Annotated in this window: 14 protein-coding genes; 7 read left to right on the forward strand and 7 right to left on the reverse strand. The window is 63.1% G+C overall.

The genetic code is table 11. The features are described from left to right. A partial coding sequence (locus ACTCHC_RS01690; RefSeq protein WP_463020715.1) for a 3-hydroxyacyl-CoA dehydrogenase family protein occupies positions 1 to 665 on the forward strand: 665 nt, incomplete at its 5' end. Between the two features lie 63 nt (positions 666 to 728). Here ACTCHC_RS01690 and ACTCHC_RS01695 read toward each other — a convergent pair. After that, the gene (locus tag ACTCHC_RS01695; RefSeq protein ID WP_463020716.1) at positions 729 to 1,397 is read right to left on the reverse strand and encodes a sulfotransferase family 2 domain-containing protein; all 669 of its coding nucleotides are present in this window, start codon (positions 1,395 to 1,397) and stop codon (positions 729 to 731) included. Between the two features lie 118 nt (positions 1,398 to 1,515). Here ACTCHC_RS01695 and ACTCHC_RS01700 point away from each other — a divergent pair, with 118 nt between their 5' ends. Further along, entirely contained in the window at positions 1,516 to 2,529 is a 1,014-nt protein-coding gene (locus ACTCHC_RS01700) for a hypothetical protein (RefSeq protein WP_463020717.1), read from the forward strand. 2 nt (positions 2,530 to 2,531) lie between these two features. Here ACTCHC_RS01700 and ACTCHC_RS01705 read toward each other — a convergent pair whose 3' ends face one another. The 5 genes from ACTCHC_RS01705 to ACTCHC_RS01725 form a co-directional block, all read right to left on the reverse strand. Further along, complete coding sequence (locus ACTCHC_RS01705; RefSeq protein ID WP_463020718.1) at positions 2,532 to 3,515, reverse strand: SPOR domain-containing protein; 984 nt, start codon at positions 3,513 to 3,515, stop codon at positions 2,532 to 2,534. Positions 3,516 to 3,580: 65 nt separating this feature from the next. Further along, on the reverse strand, positions 3,581 to 4,213 hold the full coding sequence (gene upp, locus ACTCHC_RS01710) for a uracil phosphoribosyltransferase (RefSeq protein WP_463020719.1): 633 nt from the start codon (positions 4,211 to 4,213) through the stop codon (positions 3,581 to 3,583). An 18-nt stretch (positions 4,214 to 4,231) separates the two neighbouring features. Further along, positions 4,232 to 5,413 carry a phosphopentomutase gene (locus ACTCHC_RS01715; protein ID WP_463020720.1) on the reverse strand — a complete coding sequence of 394 codons (1,182 nt, stop codon included), beginning with the start codon at positions 5,411 to 5,413 and terminating at the stop codon, positions 4,232 to 4,234. Then, positions 5,413 to 6,720 (reverse strand): thymidine phosphorylase, encoded by a 1,308-nt coding sequence (locus tag ACTCHC_RS01720; RefSeq protein ID WP_463020721.1) that lies wholly within the window; start codon positions 6,718 to 6,720, stop codon positions 5,413 to 5,415. The genes ACTCHC_RS01715 and ACTCHC_RS01720 overlap by 1 nt, the downstream gene beginning before the upstream one ends. 2 nt (positions 6,721 to 6,722) lie before the next feature. Further along, positions 6,723 to 7,115 (reverse strand): cytidine deaminase, encoded by a 393-nt coding sequence (locus ACTCHC_RS01725; RefSeq protein ID WP_463020722.1) that lies wholly within the window; start codon positions 7,113 to 7,115, stop codon positions 6,723 to 6,725. A gap of 191 nt (positions 7,116 to 7,306) precedes the next feature. Between ACTCHC_RS01725 and ACTCHC_RS01730 the strand changes: the two genes are divergently transcribed. The 4 genes from ACTCHC_RS01730 (at position 7,307) to ACTCHC_RS01745 (ending at position 14,578) form a co-directional block, all read left to right on the forward strand. After that, a complete protein-coding gene (locus ACTCHC_RS01730) occupies positions 7,307 to 9,583 on the forward strand; it encodes an NADP-dependent malic enzyme (protein WP_463020723.1) in 2,277 nt (758 codons plus the stop codon). A gap of 46 nt (positions 9,584 to 9,629) precedes the next feature. Next, positions 9,630 to 11,525 (forward strand): propionyl-CoA synthetase, encoded by a 1,896-nt coding sequence (locus ACTCHC_RS01735; RefSeq protein WP_463020724.1) that lies wholly within the window; start codon positions 9,630 to 9,632, stop codon positions 11,523 to 11,525. Between the two features lie 129 nt (positions 11,526 to 11,654). Further along, positions 11,655 to 13,196, forward strand: coding sequence for a response regulator (locus ACTCHC_RS01740; RefSeq protein ID WP_463020725.1), 1,542 nt, complete (start codon positions 11,655 to 11,657; stop codon positions 13,194 to 13,196). Continuing rightward, positions 13,193 to 14,578: a sigma-54-dependent transcriptional regulator gene (locus ACTCHC_RS01745; protein WP_463020726.1), complete on the forward strand. Its 1,386-nt coding sequence runs from the start codon at positions 13,193 to 13,195 to the stop codon at positions 14,576 to 14,578. The genes ACTCHC_RS01740 and ACTCHC_RS01745 overlap by 4 nt, the downstream gene beginning before the upstream one ends. Here ACTCHC_RS01745 and ACTCHC_RS01750 read toward each other — a convergent pair. Continuing rightward, the gene (locus ACTCHC_RS01750) at positions 14,575 to 15,333 is read right to left on the reverse strand and encodes an NAD kinase (RefSeq protein WP_463020727.1); all 759 of its coding nucleotides are present in this window, start codon (positions 15,331 to 15,333) and stop codon (positions 14,575 to 14,577) included. The two genes, ACTCHC_RS01745 and ACTCHC_RS01750, sit on opposite strands and share 4 nt — an antisense overlap. Positions 15,334 to 15,445: 112 nt before the next feature. On the opposite strand from ACTCHC_RS01750, the gene ACTCHC_RS01755 reads away from it, so the two are divergent. After that, positions 15,446 to 16,897 carry a multicopper oxidase family protein gene (locus ACTCHC_RS01755; protein WP_463020728.1) on the forward strand — a complete coding sequence of 484 codons (1,452 nt, stop codon included), beginning with the start codon at positions 15,446 to 15,448 and terminating at the stop codon, positions 16,895 to 16,897. Position 16,898: the final 1 nt, after the last annotated feature.

The raw sequence follows: 16,898 nt of genomic DNA on the forward strand, positions 1-16,898 counted from the left end.
CCAATCGTTGCATCATCCCCTATATCAACGAAGGTATCCGCATGGTGGCCGAAGGGGTGGCCCCCGCGATGGTGGAAAATGCGGCGCGTCAGTTGGGGATGCCGGTCGGGCCGCTGCAACTGGTCGATGAAACATCCATTGATCTGGGCGTGAAAATCGCCAAGGCCACCCGCGCGGCGATGGGCGATGCCTATCCCGACGGGGCGATCGATGAGGTGCTGTTCTGGATGGCCGATCAGGGCCGGATGGGGCGCAAGGCAGGCGCGGGCTTTTACGACTATGACGACAAGGGCAAGCGCGGGTTGTTGTGGCCCGGTCTGGCCGACAAATACCCGCCTGCTGCCGATCAGCCCGACGTTACCCACGTGCAGCACCGTCTGCTGTTCGCCCAGGTGCTGGAAGCCGTGCGCGCGCTGGAAGAAGGCGTGCTGATGGATATCCGCGAAGGCGATGTCGGCGCGATCCTGGGCTGGGGCTTTGCGCCGTGGTCGGGCGGGCCGTTCAGCTGGCTGGATATCATCGGGGCCGGAAAGGCGGTTGCACTGTGTGACGCTCTGCAATCGGCCCATGGCGCGCGCTTTGCCGCGCCTTCCCTGTTGCGCGATATCGCCACAAAGCAGGAAACATTCTATTCCCGCTTCGCCGCGACCCAAAAGGCCGCCTGATCAGGCCATGACGCCAGATTACGACCCGGCCCGCCGCACCAGGCGGGCCGACGCGACAACAGCTTATCCGGCCCGCGCGGCATCATCAAACCCATACCCGAACCGCGCGATATCCGCCGCACATAACCGCGCCACCAGATCGGCATCTGTTTCGCTGTAATATCGCCGGTAATCGGTCGCACGCGCTGAACGGTTGGCAGGTTCAATATCGCCCAACCGAAAGCCAAGGTGAGCCTCGACCACGGCCAGATCGGCCCGCAGATGTTCCAGCCGCACAAAGGCATCGCACCGCTCTTTCATGGCCGCATCCAGCATATAGCTGCCATAGGTTTCCGCCCCTAGACTGGCCCGGGTATGGGGCTGGGCAAGAAAACCGCTGAAATCATGCCCCTTGGCCAGCCCGACCGCCGGATGGTCAAACGACTGATCCCGCAGCCAGTGATAATAGCTGACCACGCGATCCCAGGGATTGCGCACCAGCGTGAAGCTGAAGAAATCGCGCACCTCCTCTGGGCTGAGCAACCCGTAAATGTCGCGCAGGCGCGAATGTTTCCACAACCGCCCCGCGGTTTGCACCCCCTGCAGCCGCGCCCGACGCCGCACGGCCTTGGGCGTGTCGCCGATTAGAATGTCATCGGCCATCGCCCGCGCCTCCAGTGCCAGCGACATCGCCGTGCCGCCGGTCTTGGGGATATGAACAAATATATAGCGTCGTCCGCGGGAAATGATCATGGCCGCAACCTAGCCGCGCGTCGCGCGTCGGCCAAGCCCGTAACGCCCGATTGTGACGCCCTGCGCGAACCGCTATCATACCGGCAAAACAGCAGGCAACCGGGGCAGGTGCGGCCGCATGACGGCACTTTCACAATATCAAAGGCTGGAATCTCCCGGGTTATGGCGTGCGACATCTTCGGCCCAGCGCCGTGATGTCATCGTATCTTTTGGCGAGGCCTCGCTGGTTATTTCCGACAATCGCGCCCAGGCGCTGACGCATTGGTCGCTGGCGGCGGTCACGCGGCTGAACCCTGGCGCAACCCCCGCACTTTATACGCCCGGCGATGACAGCGAAGAACAGCTGGAAATCGACGACACCACCATGATCGCCGCAATAGAAAAGGTCCGTGCCGCCATTGCCCGGACCCGCCCGCGGCAGGGACGGCTGCGCCTGATCGTGATGGGCTCGGCGCTGATGCTGGTTCTGGCGGTGCTGGTTTTCTGGATGCCCGGTGCCTTGCGGCGGCATACCGTGGCGGCGGTGCCCGCCACCATCCGCGCCAATATTGGCCAAAGCCTTCTGGCAGATATCACCCGCTTGTCAGGGGCGGCTTGCCACAGCCCCGGCGGTGACAAGGCGCTGGCGCGTCTGGCACGGCGGTTGCTGCCGGGCGGCGGCAGCATCGTGGTTTTGCCCTCGGGTCTGTCGGGGTCGGCCCATCTGCCCGGGCAGATCGTTCTTCTGGGCCGGTCTGTCGTCGAAGACCATGAAGATGCCTCGGTCGCGGCGGGCTTTATCCTGGCCGAGCGCAGCCGCGCAACCATGGCCGACCCTCTGAACAGCCTGTTATGGTCGCTGGGGCCGGTGGCCAGCCTGAAACTGCTGACAACCGGGGGGCTTCCGCGCGCTTCACTGCAAGGTTACGCCGAGGCCCTGTTGACCAAGCCACCTGCCAGGGTGCCCGACGATATGCTGCTGGCGCGCTTCGCCACGGCGCGCGTGCCATCCACGCCTTATGCCTATGCGCTGGATGTATCGGGCGAAACCGTGCTGCCCCTGATCGAAGGCGATCCCATGCGCGGCAAGGTGTTCGAGCCGCTGTTGTCGGATGCGGACTGGATCAGGTTGCAGGCGATCTGCGGCGGCTGACCCTAGCGGCGCACAAAGGCATCGCGGAAACCTGCCCCGCGCACGGCGGCCAGCGCCCGTCCCAGCCGGTCGGGGTCGCCAAACGGCCCGGCAAGAACAATCTGCAATGGCTTGCCGCGTATCACCGCCGGGCGCACCTGCACCGGCAACCCCATCGCCTGCAGACGCGCGGCGGTAGTGCTGGCATTTGACGGCACGCCAAACGATCCGACCTGCAGATAATTTGCGCCCTGTGCAGGGGCAGCAGGCCGCGGCACTGCCGTATTGGCCGACGGGGTCTTGGTCGAAACGCGCATTGTCGGGCGGGCGGGCACGGCATATGGCTGGGTCAACCCGGCCTTTGCGGCACCGGCAACCAGCCGCGCGGGAACCTCGCGCGTCCAGACCATATCCATTTGCGCCTGCCCGGTCGCGGTGCCCTGCCCGCGCCGCGGGTTCAGACGGTCATCTTTCCAGGCCACGACATAGCCCTTGGGAACCGAGAACCGCGCCGGCGCAACGGCGGCGGCGGTGACGGTCAGCCGTAACGGGGCGGCAGGTTTGGTTGCGGCGGGCGCCACATTTGCAACCGGCTTGGCCACCGGCGCAGGTGGGGTCACCGTGGCCGCGACTGCGGGGGCGACAGGGATGACAACCACCGGGGCGGCAGGCTTGGGCGCGGCAACGGTCTGAACCGGCTTTGGCGCCACCGATACAGAAGCGGGCTGTTGCGGGGCCGGGGCGGGCACCGGCGCAGTTGCCGCCATCGTCGGTTTGAAACCGCACATCACCGTGCGATCGCGGCTGACGCGCGGCACCCAGTTCACCTTGCCAGCATAGCCTGCCCGGATATAGACGCAGCCCTTGCTGTCGACATATTGCGTGCCGGTATAGCTTGCCGGCGGAAGTTCGGCAGGCCCGCTGTCATCGTTCAGGGCCTGCGCCAATGCCACAGATGATCCGGCAACCAAAAAGGCCAGCGCAAGAAGAATCGGATAGGTTCGCATAACATCCCCACAACATATGGGGGTATGATGCCTAATCGCCTACAAGAGGTAAAGCGACATTTCCCTTATTTTGTGCCATACATGCGATCACCCGCATCCCCTAGGCCCGGAACAATATATCCATGGTCATTCAGACGCTCGTCCACAGATGCTGTGACGATCGGCACATCCGGATGCGCCTGTGTCATGCAGGCTATACCTTCAGGCGCGGCCAGCAGACACAGGAAGCGGATATTCGCCGCACCGGCCTGTTTGAGCAGATCAACCGCCGCGACCGCCGAATTCCCCGTAGCCAGCATCGGATCCACCACAATCGTGGCGCGTTCTTCCAGACGGTCGGGCACCTTGAAATAATACTGCACGGGTTTCAGCGTCCCCTCGTCGCGATACAGCCCGACAAAGCCGACCCGCGCTGCAGGGATAAGATCCAGAATACCATCCAGCAACCCGTTACCCGCCCGCAGGATGGATATCAGCGCCAGCTTCTTGCCATCCAGTATGGGGGCGTCGATTACCTGCAAGGGCGTTTCGATCCGCCGGGTGGTCATGTCCAGATCGCGCGTCACCTCATAGGCCAGCAAATGCGATATCTCGCGCAACAACTGCCGGAACCCGGCGGTTGATGTCGTCTTGTCGCGCATCAGCGTCAGCTTGTGCTGGACTAGCGGATGATCGACAACAGTCACAAGGTCAGGCATGGGCAAGCTCCGGTTTGATCAGGATTGTGGCGCAAGGCCCAGATGGTCGGCCACCAGACCGGCCACATCGCGAAAGCCGATCAGCCCCAGCGCGCGCTGACCCACGCCATATCCCAGCACCGGCACCCTTTCGCGGGTATGATCGGTGCCCGGCCAGGTCGGATCATTGCCATGATCGGCGGTGAACAGGATCAGGTCTCCGGGGCGAACGGCAGCGTAAAGACGCGGCAGTTGCGCATCGAACCATTCCAGCGCCGCGGCATATCCGGCGGGGTCGCGGCGGTGGCCGTAAAGGCTGTCGAATTCCACGAAATTGGCGAATGTCAGGCTGCGCGGCTCGGCGCTGCCGATCAGCCCGATCAGATGCTGCATCAGCTCTGCATCGGTGCCCTTGCGCACGTCGTCGATGCCCTGCATGGAAAAGATGTCACCGATCTTGCCCACGGCATGCACCCTGCCTCCTGCCCCCTGCACATGATCGCACAAGGTCGGGGCGGGCGGAGCGATGGCATAGTCATGGCGGTTGCCAGTGCGCACAAAGCCGGTTTCAGGCGTGCCCACAAAGGGGCGCGCGATCACCCGCCCGACACGCATCCTGTGCAGATGCGGCGCAAGGGCGGCACACAGGGCCTGCAGCCGGTCCAGCCCGAATGTGCCCTCATGCGCGGCGATCTGGAACACACTGTCGGCCGAGGTATAACAGATCGGCCAGCCCGTGCGCATATGATCAGCCCCCAGCCGCGCAACGATTTCAGTGCCCGAGGCATGGCAGTTGCCCAGAATGCCATCCGTGCCCGCCAGGTGGCAGACCGTCGCGACCAGATCGGGCGGAAACGCGGGCACGCTGTCGGGGAAATAGTGCCAGTCCCACGGCACCGGCACGCCCGCCAGTTCCCAATGGCCCGATGGCGTGTCCTTGCCCGGGGATGTTTCAATAGCCGCCCCCCACAGCCCCGCAGGCACCACCCCCAGCCCTGGCGCGGCATCGCCAGAAGCCAATGCTATGGCTGCACCCAGACCCAAAGCATCAAGATTGGGCAGGGCCAGCGGACCCTTTGGCCGCACGGTGGCACAGTATTGCGCGATATGGGCCAGCGTATTCGCACCGGTATCTGGCCGCGCCCCGTTGAAAAACCGTCCCGCATCGGGCGCACCGCCACAACCCACCGAATCCATCACGATCAGAAAAGCGCGCGCCATCAGCGCAGCCTTCGGTGTATCAGCGGCGGTATGGCGGGATGTGCGTTGCCGATGCGAAAGGCGCCGCGCACGGCCGCCTCGGCGGCATCGGCATCGGCGGCACTGGCGGCATGAATGATCGCCAGCGGCAGATCGGGTGAAACAATCTCGCCCAGGGGGGCCATTTCCGACAGCCCGACCGACGGATTTATCTTGTCGCCACCCCGCTTGCGTCCGCCGCCCAGTTCGACCACGGCCATGCCCAGCACCTGCCCGTCGATCGCCTCGATCACGCCCGATTGCCCGGCCAGAACCTCGCGCAGGACCGGGGCAGATGGAAGACGGTCGGGCCAGCGTTCGACGAAATCGACCGGCCCGCCCAGTTCGGCCACCATTTCGCCGAACCGTTCGGCGGCGGCGCCGCTTTCCAGCGCCTGCGCGATGCGCCCGGCCCCATCGCCGGCATCGGCGGCCAGACCGCCCAGCGCCAGCACCTCGCCGCCCAGCGCGCAGGTCAGATCCCAGAGCGCAGGGGTCACGCCGGTGCCGGTCAGGGTTTCCATCACCTCGATCACCTCCAGCGCATTGCCGGCACTGGCGATCAGCGGCTGGCTCATATCCGTGATCAGCGCGGTGGTCATGCAGCCCAGCCCCTGCGCGGTGGTCACCAAGGCCTCTGCCAGTTCCTCGGCCGCCTCGATATCCTTCATGAAAGCGCCCGACCCGACCTTCACATCCAGCACCAGCCCCTCCAAGCCCGCGGCCAGCTTTTTCGACAGGATCGACGCCGTGATCAGGTCGATGCTTTCCACCGTGCCGGTCACGTCACGGATCGCGTAAAGCCGCTTGTCGGCAGGAGCGACATCGGCCGTGGCGCTGACAATCGCGCAACCGATGCTGGCCGTCACCTCGCGCAGCCGGTCCGCCGGAATGTCGCACCGATAGCCCGGGATCGCTTCCAGCTTGTCCAGCGTACCGCCGGTATGGCCCAGCCCCCTGCCAGCCACCATCGGCACATAGGCCCCGCAAACCGCCAGCGCGGGTGCCAGCAGCAGCGAGACGCAATCGCCGATCCCCCCCGTCGAATGCTTGTCCAGAACCGGCCCTGGCAGATCCCAGTGCAAGACCTGCCCGCTGTCGCGCATGGCCCGCGTCAAGGCGATGCGTTCATCCTTGACCAGCCCGTTCAACAGCGCGGCCATTGCAAAAGCCCCGGCCTGGGCATCCGTCACCCCGCCATCCGCCAGACCGCGCGCGAACCATTCGATCTCGGCCGCACTCAGGCGCTGTTCGTCGCGCAGCCTGGCGATGATCGTGCGGGCATCCATGGTCAGACCTGCCCCAACTGGGCTGCGCCGAAGGCGCCGGGCAACAGCTCGTTCAGCGTCTTGCGCAGCTGGGCCCCTTCAAGGGTCGCCATGATGACCACTGTATCGCCTGTGCCGAATTCGGCCAGTTTCTGACGGCAGCCACCGCAGGGCGGCACGGGCTTGGGGCCATCGGCGATCACCGCCAGTTCGGCGATACGCCTCTCTCCCGCTGCACACATGGCGGCGATGGCGCCAGCCTCGGCACAGGTGCCTTCGGGGAAGGCGGCGTTTTCCACATTGCATCCGGTGAAGATCGCGCCACTTTCAGTGCGCAGCGCCGCCCCGACCGCAAAGCCGGAATAGGGTGCATAGGCGTTTTCACGAACCTTGCGGGCAGCATCAAGCAATGTCATGGGGGCCCCTTTCCTGACCGGCAGTCTGCTGCGGCACAAGACGGGATGCAAGTCCGCCCGCATGCAATAGCGGTTCGGACTGGCGCAAATCGGCGGAATCTGCGAAACCACGGCAAAGCCCGCCCGGACATGTGGCGCGGCAAGGGAATTTCGTTTAGTTTAACGCTAAACCATTTTGCAGAGGTGTCCCGATGGACAAAGCCAAATCAGACGCGGCCCGCCACGCAGCGCTGTATTATCACGCCAATCCCAAGCCCGGAAAGCTGGAGGTGCGTGCAACCAAACCACTGGCCAACGGGCGCGACCTGTCACTGGCCTATTCCCCCGGCGTGGCCGAGGCCTGTCTTGAAATCGCCGCTGACCCGCAGACAGCCGCGCTTTACACCTCTCGCGCCAATATGGTGGCGGTGATCAGCAACGGCACCGCCGTTCTGGGCCTGGGCGATATCGGCGCGCTGGCCTCCAAACCCGTGATGGAGGGCAAGGCGGTCCTGTTCAAGAAATTCGCCAATATCGACTGTTTCGACATCGAGGTGAACGAGGCCGACCCCCACAAGCTGGCCGATATCGTCTGCGCGCTGGAACCCACCTTTGGCGCGATCAACCTGGAAGATATCAAATCGCCTGAATGCTTCATCGTCGAACGGCTGTGCCGCGAACGCATGAAGATTCCGGTCTTTCACGACGACCAGCACGGCACCGCCATCGTCACGGCTGCCGCCGCGACCAACGCGCTGCGCGTGGCGGGCAAGAAATTCGAAGATATCAAGGTCGTCGGTCTTGGCGCCGGAGCGGCCGGTGTGGCCTGTCTGAAGATGCTGATTGTTATGGGGGTGAAGCGTGAAAACATCACCATGCTCGACAGTAAGGGCGTCGTGCATTCAGGCCGCAATGACCTGAACCCCGAAAAACGCGAATTCGCCCGTGAAACCGATATGCGCACGACGATGGATGCGATGGAGGGGGCGGATCTTTTTCTGGGCGTGTCCGGCCCCGGCCTGCTGACCCAGGACATGGTTCGCAAGATGGCCAAGGATCCGATCATCTTTGCCCTGGCCAACCCTGTGCCCGAGATCATGCCCGAACTCGCCCGCGAGGCCGCGCCGGGCGCGCTGATCGCCACCGGGCGGTCGGATTATCCCAATCAGGTCAATAACGTGCTGTGTTTCCCGTTTATCTTCCGCGGCGCGCTGGATGTGGGCGCGACCGAGATCAACGACGAAATGAAGGTCGCCTGTGTCGAGGCCATCGCCGCCCTGGCCCGCGCCACCACCAGCGCCGAGGCCGCCGCCGCCTATCAGGGCGAAAAGCTGACCTTCGGCCCTGATTACCTGATCCCCAAACCGTTTGATCCGCGCCTGATCGGCGCCATCGCCCCGGCGGTCGCGCGGGCCGCCATGGCATCGGGCGTGGCCGCCCGCCCGATTGCGGATCTGGAGGCCTACAAGGAAACGCTGGACGGATCAGTCTTCAAATCCGCCATGCTGATGCGCCCGGTTTTCGCAGCCGCTGCCCAGGCCGAACGCCATATCGTCTTTGCCGAAGGCGAAGACGAGCGCGTTCTGCGCGCGGCCCAGGCGATGATCGAGGAAACCACCGACCGCCCGATCCTGATCGGCCGGCCAGAGGTGATCGCGCACAGATCTGCCCGCGCCGGCCTGACAATCCGCCCTGATGTGGATTACCAGATCGTGAACCCCGAAAACGATCCGCGTTACCGCGAATATTGGGGCACCTATCACGATCTGATGGCGCGCCGCGGCGTCACCCCCGATCTGGCCAAGGCCATCATGCGCACCAATTCCACCGCGATCGCCGCCGTTATGGTGCATCGCGGCGAGGCTGACAGCATGATATGCGGCACCTTCGGCCAATATCTGTGGCATCTGAACTATGTCCGCCAGGTTCTGGCGCGTGATGGCCTGCGCCCGGTTGGCGCTCTGTCCTTGATGATCCTGGAAGATGGGCCGCTTTTCGTCGCCGATACCCAGATCAATTTCGAACCGACCCCCGAACAGATCGCGGATACGGTGATCGGTGCCGCGCGCCATGTGCGCCGCTTTGGGATGGTGCCCAATATCGCAATGTGTTCACATTCCCAGTTCGGCAATCTCGATTGCGATTCAGGCCGGCGCATGCGAGCCGCGATGGAGATCCTGGCCCTGCAAGAGGTCGATTTCGCCTATGAGGGCGAAATGCACATTGATGCCGCCCTGGACCCCGAACTGCGCGAACGCATTTTCCCGCACAGCCGCCTGGAAGGTGCCGCCAACGTTCTGGTCTTTGCCAATACCGACGCCGCCAGCGGCGTGCGCAACATTCTGAAAATGCGCGCAGGCGGGCTGGAGGTAGGGCCGATCCTGATGGGGATGGGTAACCGGGCGCATATCGTCACGCCCTCGATTACCGCGCGCGGATTGTTGAACATGGCCGCATTGGCGGGCACACCTGTGGCGCATTACGGTTAGCGCCCGTCATCCCGGACTTCATGCAGAGAGGGAGGAGATCTGCACGATGACATATCGCGATACTTATGCGGCCTGGCAAGCCGATCCCGAAGCATTCTGGATGCAGGCCGCCAGCACCATTGACTGGGACCGCATGCCATCAATGGCGTTGTTCGCCGAAAACGCCCCCTTCTATGACTGGTTTGCTGACGGCATGGTCAACACCTGCTGGAATGCCGTAGATCGCCATGTCGCCGCCGGGCGCGGCGATCAGGCCGCCATCATCCACGACAGCCCGGTTACCGGCACGGTCCAGCATATCACCTATCACGATCTGCGTGACCGTGTGGCCCTGCTGGCCGGCGCCTTGCGTGCACGTGGCGTGACCAAGGGCGACCGCGTGATCATCTATATGCCGATGATCCCGCAAGCGCTGGAGGCCATGCTGGCCTGCGCCCGGCTGGGGGCGATCCATTCGGTCGTTTTCGGCGGCTTTGCCGCCCATGAGCTGGCGGTACGGATCGACGACGCCGCGCCCAAATGCATTCTCGCCGCATCCTGCGGGATCGAACCGGGCCGCGTGGTGCATTACAAGCCGTTGCTGGACAGCGCCATCGAACAGGCCCGCCACAAGCCCGATTTTTGTGTGATCTTTCAGCGTGAACAAGAAGTCGCGCACCTGACCGAAGGGCGCGATCTGGATTGGCACGGGTTTCAGGCCGATGCCGAACCCGCCGATTGCGTTCCCGTGGAAGGCAACCACCCGGCCTATATCCTGTACACATCCGGCACCACCGGCCAGCCCAAGGGCGTCGTGCGCGCGACAGGCGGGCATCTGGTGGCGCTGAACTGGACGATGAAGAACATCTATGACGTGGCGCCGGGCGATGTGTTCTGGGCGGCGTCCGATGTCGGCTGGGTCGTGGGGCACAGCTATATCTGCTATGGTCCGCTGATCCACGGCAATACCACCATCGTGTTCGAAGGCAAGCCTGTGGGCACGCCCGATGCCGGCACCTTCTGGCGCATCATCGCGCAGCATGGCGTCAAGGCATTCTTTACAGCCCCAACCGCCCTGCGCGCGGTCAAGCGCGATGATCCCGATGGTGAATTCATCAAGAAATTCGATCTGTCTGGCCTGAAGGCCGTCTTTCTGGCCGGCGAACGCGCCGATCCGGATACCATCATCTGGGCCCAGAACAAACTTGGCGTGCCGGTGATCGACCATTGGTGGCAGACCGAAACCGGCTGGGCCATCGCGGCCAATCCGCTGGGCCTGGATAAGCTGCCCGTCAAGATCGGCTCGCCCAGTGTTGCGATGCCCGGATATGACGTGCACGTTCTGGATGAAGGCGGGCACCCCGTCGCGGCGGGGCAACTGGGTGCGATTGCAATCAAGCTGCCCCTGCCGCCGGGCACCTTGCCGACATTGTGGAATGCCGCTGACCGGTTCCGAAAATCCTATCTGGATCATTTCCCGGGCTATTATGAAACGGGCGATGCGGGCTATGTCGATGCGGATGGCTATCTCTACATCATGGCGCGCACAGATGATGTGATCAACGTGGCGGGCCATCGCCTGTCTACCGGCGCAATGGAAGAGGTTCTGGCCAGCCATCCCGATGTCGCCGAATGTGCCGTGATCGGAATAAGCGATGCGTTGAAGGGGCAGGCACCACTGGGCTTTTTATGTCTGACCAAGGGCGTGGATCGGCCGCATGACCAGATCGTGAAGGAATGCATCGCCCTGATCCGTGACAGGATCGGCCCCGTGGCCGCCTTCCGTCTGGCCTGTGTCGTGGATCGGTTGCCCAAAACCCGGTCGGGCAAGATCCTGCGCGGCATAATGGCGAAAATCGCCGATGGTGCACCGTTCAAACCCCCGGCGACGATCGACGACCCGGCAATTCTGGATGAAATCACCGATGCGCTGAAGCAGTTGAACCTTGCCGCCAAGCCATAGATAGTGGCCGCGCAAACCTATCCTTTTTGGCTAGTGGAGACGGAATTTCATCTGCGGTAAACCTGATATGTGCAACCTATGCGCGTGCAGCATGCCGAGTACATGACATGGCGGCCGAGGAATAGACATGTGACTTCTGCCCAGGACCCGGAGAACCGAAAGACCCATTTCGCGGAGCCCAATGTCAAGCGGGCAACCCTTTTGGGACATGATATTCGCAATGCCGTGGCCGATATCCTGGGCGGGCTTTCCCTTATCGATTCCGCATTGCTTGACACGGCCTCGCGTCAGCAACTTCTGCGTGTCCGCAGCGCCGGTGAACAGCTGGCCAGGCTGAGTGGCGAGGTGCTGGCACTGGTAACAGGGGAAAGCGATCTGATCGCAGATCAGGGCGGCATTCTTAGACTGGCACCGTTTCTGGAAGATATCCGCATCAGGTGGAGCGCCCATGCCCGGGAAAAGGGGCTGGAATTCATCCTGGATTGCAACGATGACCTGCCCGATATCATCGGAACCGACCGGCATGCCCTTGAACGCATACTGACCAATCTTATCGGCAATGCGATGAAGCACGCCGTGCTGGGGCGCGTCAGCCTGCTGGTTACGTTGCAGGCGCATGAAACGCTGTGCCTGACTGTGCGCGACACCGGCCCCGGCTTCAGCGATGCATCCCTGGCGCGGCTGTTTGATGAACAGGGGCGCCCGCCCGACAGCGCCACGCCGGGGACCGGTCTGGGTCTGCATATCGTTCGCGATCTTGTCGATCATATCAAGGGTCGCCTCGATGTCGGCAATGTGGCGCAGGGCGGGGCCGAGGTGACGATCCTGTTGCCGCGCGCGGCCTGGGCCCCCGGCCTGTCGGGCGACAGCGCGCGCGGCCTGCCCGATCTGGCAGGATGGTGCGTTCTGGTGGCCGAAGATAACCCGACAAACCAGTTGGTCGTGCGGCAGATGCTGGAAACGCTGGGTGCCGATTGCCGTATTGCCGCCGATGGACAGGCCGCGATCGAGGCGCTGGAGGCGCAGCATTTCGATCTGGCACTGGTTGATATCGAGATGCCGCGCCTGTCAGGGCTGGACGTGATCCGTGCCGTGCGCCGCCGCGAAACAGATGACACGGTGCGCATATTGCCGATTCTTGCAATCACCGCCTATGTCCTGTCGGCCAACCGGTTCGAGATTTACGAAGCTGGCGCAGACGGTATTCTTGCCAAACCGATCATGAGCCTGGAATCCTTTGGGCAGGCCATCGCAACCGTGCTGGAGCGGCGCAATCTTCAGCCGCCCCCCCCCTGCACCGCCAACCCCGACAAACCCTTCAGCCAGATCCATATCGACCGGTTGCTGGCGCTGGCCGGCGATGCGAACGGTGCCGAACTTCTGGCCCGGCTGGAACAGGATTTGACGATGGTCAAGACCGGGATGCGGACCGGCCTTGCAAAGCGCGACTTTGCGCTGCTGCGCGCCCGCACCCATGTATTGATTTCGCTGGCCGGCGCGATCGGTGCCGACTATCTTCAAAGCCTTGCCGAGCGTCTGAATGCCGCGGCCCAGGCCAAGGATGACAAGATTTTGCGCGACACCGGCCCACAGGCCGAAGCCGAAATCGACAAGGTGCTGGAACGCCTTGCGACAGATTACGCCAGTCGTTTGGGGGCACGCGCATCATGACACCGCTATTGCTGATCGAAGACACGCCAAGCCTGCAGATGGTTTATGAATCAGTCTTGCGCAACGCCGGGCACGAGGTCGTGACAGCCGGCAATGCCGCCGAAGGGCTGCAGAAGTTCCAGGAAAACTCGCCGCATGTCGTCTTGCTTGACATGATGCTGCCCGATCGCCCGGGGCTGGAATTGATGCGCGATTTTCTGGATATGTGTCCAAAGACCAAGATCATCGTCGTAACGGCCAATGGGTCGATCAATCTGGCGGTCGAGGCGATGCGGATGGGCGCCTATGAATTTCTGCTGAAGCCCTTCAATGAACAGCGTTTTCTGCACGCGATCGAAAACGCGCTGCAAGATGCCATGCGGTTGCGCGGCGACCCCGCCCCCGCCGCAGATACCGGCCCCTTGCGTGAATTCGTCGGCAGTTCATCCGCGATGGCGGAAATCTATGGCCGCATCCGGTCTGTCGGCAGGTCGATGGCCACCGTGTTCGTCACCGGCGAAAGCGGCACCGGCAAGGAAATCTGCGCGCAGGCTGTGCATAATGCCTCGCACCGCGCATCGGGGCCCTTCGTGCCGCTGAACTGTGGCGCGATCCCCGGAGACCTGCTGGAATCAGAGGTGTTCGGCCATCTGAAAGGGTCGTTCACGGGGGCCATCGCCGACAAGCCGGGCGCGGCCGCGGTGGCAGATGGCGGCACATTGTTTCTGGATGAAATCTGCGAAATGGATCTGAACCTGCAAACCAAGCTGTTGCGGTTCCTGCAGACATCGACAATTCAGCCGGTTGGCGCGCCCAAGGCCCGCAAGGTAAATGTGCGCATCATCTGCGCCACCAATCGCGACCCCATGGAAGAGGTCCGCCGCGGACGGTTCCGCGAGGATCTGTATTACCGCCTGCACGTCGTGCCGATCCATATGCCACCGCTGCGTGAACGGGGCGATGACGTGATCGAAATTGCCGAAGACGCGCTGGCCAGATTCGCATCCGAGGAAAATCGACGCTTTACCGGGCTGTCGCCCGAGGTCAAGAAACTGTTCCTGCGCTTGCCCTGGCCGGGCAATATACGCCAGTTGCTGAACGTCGTGCGCCACGCGGTCGTGTTGAACGAAGGCCCGGTTCTGACGCTGGACATGCTGCCGATCGAACTGCATCACGAACGCGAAAAGTTCGCAGCCCCCGCAACCTCTGCCGCGCCCGATCGCCCGCATGTCACACTGGGCGGGCTGGTTGGCAAGACACTGGCCGAAATTGAACAATTGGTGATCGAGGAAACCATCGCCCAGCACGGCGGATCGGTGCCCAAGGCCGCGCGGGTTCTGGATGTGTCGCCGTCAACGCTCTATCGTAAACGCGAAGGCTGGAACGGCAACGGCCGGGGCTAGACGAACTGTTCACGGATCAGGCGCTCTTCCAGCCCGTGGCCGGGATCGAACAGTATGCGATGCCGGATCGCCGCCTCGCTGGTGATCTCGACAGATACGACGTTCCCGCCTGCCCGACTATCGGCATCTGCCATGACCGGGCGTTTCGACGGTTCCAGCACGTCGAAACGCACATGCGCGCTGCTGGGCAACAATGCCCCGCGCCAGCGCCGGGGCCGGAATGCCGCCATCGCCGTCAGGGCCAGAACATCTGACCCGATCGGCAGGATAGGCCCATGCGCGGAATAGTTATAGGCCGTCGATCCCGCCGGCGTGGAAACCAGCGCCCCGTCGCAGACAAGTTCATCCAGCCGCACCTTGCCATCAATGGATATGCGCAGCTTGGCCGCTTGCGGCCCGGCACGCAACAAGGACACCTCGTTGATGGCCAGCGCCTCGCGGATGGTGCCATCGGGGGCGATGGCGCGCATCTTCAGTGGATGAATGACCTCTTCCACGGCAGCGGACAGCCGCTCCAGCAGATCCGGTTCCTGATACTCATTCATCAGGAAACCGACGGTGCCACAATTCATGCCGTAAACCGGAATATCCAGATGCTGCGTCGCATGCAGGGTCTGCAACATGAACCCGTCCCCGCCCAGCGCAACGATGATATCGGCCTGGGACACCGGTCCATTGCCGTAGCGCGCGCCCAGCGTCGCTCTGGCCACCGCGGCAGCATCGCTGTCACTTGCCATGAATGTGATGCGCTGCACTGTATTTTCCTCTGGACCGCCTTATGGTTGGCCCGCATGTTCCCCTGTGCACGCAGGGAAGACAAGCCCTGCAACCGGCCAAGGTTTCATTCTAGCAGGAAAGTACCGCCAGATGTCTCAGTCTGCATTGACCCGCCGGGCCCTTTTGTCAGGACTGGCCGTCAGCGCGATGTCCGCGCCCGCACTGTTTCGACCGCGCCCGGCACATGCCGCGGCGGCGGCGGATCGACCGCTGACGCTGCCACCGCTTGATACGGGCCGCATCGAACAGGGCCGCCGGATTTTCGATCTGACCACCCGTCCCGGCCAGAGCGAGTTTTTTGCCGGCAAGATCACCGACACGATCGGGATCAATGCCGATTACCTGGGCCCGGTCCTGTCAGCGCGGGCCGGTGAGCGACTGCAGATGAACGTGATCAACAACCTGAACGAAGAAATGACGCTGCACTGGCACGGCCTGCACCTGCCGGCTGTGATGGATGGCGGGCCACACCAGATGGTTGCACCTGGTGAAACCTGGTCGCCCGTATTCGACCTGCGCCAGCGTGCCGGCACCTTCTGGTTCCACGGCCATCGGATGCACGCCACTGCCCGCCATGTCTGGGCGGGTATGGCTGGTGTCATCCGGATAGATGACGACGAAGAGGCCCTGCTGCCGCTGCCACGCAGTTATGGCGTGGATGACTTTACATTGGTTTTGCAGGATCGTCGCTTTGACGCGAACCATCAGATACCCTATGCGCCCACGATGCATGACAATATGGCCGGAATGGTGGGGGATGTCCTGCTGGTGAATGGCCAGATCGGCGCGTATCTGGATTGCGATGCACCACGCATCCGCCTGCGCATCCTGAACGGATCGAATGGCAGCTTCTATCGGCTGCATTTTTCCGATGGGCGCAGTTTTCATCAGATCGCTTCCGATGGCGGGCTCTTGTCGGCCCCCGTCGCCCTGACTGAGGCGCTGATGAGTCCCGGAGAGCGCGCCGAGTTCATCGTGAACGTCGATAATGGCGCACCTGCCCTGCTGCGCAGCGAAGTCTACGCCTCGGAAGTGCTGGTGATGGGCAGTTTCGGCGTGGCGGATGTGATGGAAATTCGCCCCCGCAAGGGCTATGCACCCGCCCCGACCCTGCCCGAAAGACTGGCCGACCTGCCACCGCCCGCTCAGCCCGATGGTGAAACGCGGCATTTCAGGCTGGCGATGACCGGGATGGGAATGATGGGGAACTTCACCATCAACGGTGCCCAGATGGCAATGGAGCGGATCGACCTGACGGTGCCACTGGGGGCAACCGAAACCTGGGTCTGGGAAAACACCACGCAGATGCTGCACCCGATCCATATCCATGACGTGCAGTTCCGCATACTGTCACGCAACGGCACACCACCCGCCCCGCGCGAAGCCGGGCTGAAGGATGTGGTTCTGGTGGCCCCCGATGAAACAGTGGAACTGGCCCTGTCATTCACCGATTTTGCCGATCCGGTGCACCCCTATATGTATCACTGTCACATCCTCGAACATGAGGATGCAGGCATGATGGGTCAATTCACGGTGGTCTGAT

The sequence above is a fragment of the Actibacterium sp. genome (genome assembly GCF_055134745.1).

Bases quoted from the DNA above. Each gene is read 5' to 3' on its own strand.
- ACTCHC_RS01695 (WP_463020716.1), bottom strand. From the start codon at position 1,397: ATGATCATTTCCCGCGGACGACGCTATATATTTGTTCATATCCCCAAG.
- ACTCHC_RS01700 (WP_463020717.1), top strand. From the start codon at position 1,516: ATGACGGCACTTTCACAATATCAAAGGCTGGAATCTCCCGGGTTATGG.
- ACTCHC_RS01705 (WP_463020718.1), bottom strand. From the start codon at position 3,515: ATGCGAACCTATCCGATTCTTCTTGCGCTGGCCTTTTTGGTTGCCGGA.
- upp (WP_463020719.1), bottom strand. From the start codon at position 4,213: ATGCCTGACCTTGTGACTGTTGTCGATCATCCGCTAGTCCAGCACAAG.
- ACTCHC_RS01715 (WP_463020720.1), bottom strand. From the start codon at position 5,413: ATGGCGCGCGCTTTTCTGATCGTGATGGATTCGGTGGGTTGTGGCGGT.
- ACTCHC_RS01720 (WP_463020721.1), bottom strand. From the start codon at position 6,720: ATGGATGCCCGCACGATCATCGCCAGGCTGCGCGACGAACAGCGCCTG.
- ACTCHC_RS01725 (WP_463020722.1), bottom strand. From the start codon at position 7,115: ATGACATTGCTTGATGCTGCCCGCAAGGTTCGTGAAAACGCCTATGCA.
- ACTCHC_RS01730 (WP_463020723.1), top strand. From the start codon at position 7,307: ATGGACAAAGCCAAATCAGACGCGGCCCGCCACGCAGCGCTGTATTAT.
- ACTCHC_RS01735 (WP_463020724.1), top strand. From the start codon at position 9,630: ATGACATATCGCGATACTTATGCGGCCTGGCAAGCCGATCCCGAAGCA.
- ACTCHC_RS01745 (WP_463020726.1), top strand. From the start codon at position 13,193: ATGACACCGCTATTGCTGATCGAAGACACGCCAAGCCTGCAGATGGTT.
- ACTCHC_RS01755 (WP_463020728.1), top strand. From the start codon at position 15,446: ATGTCTCAGTCTGCATTGACCCGCCGGGCCCTTTTGTCAGGACTGGCC.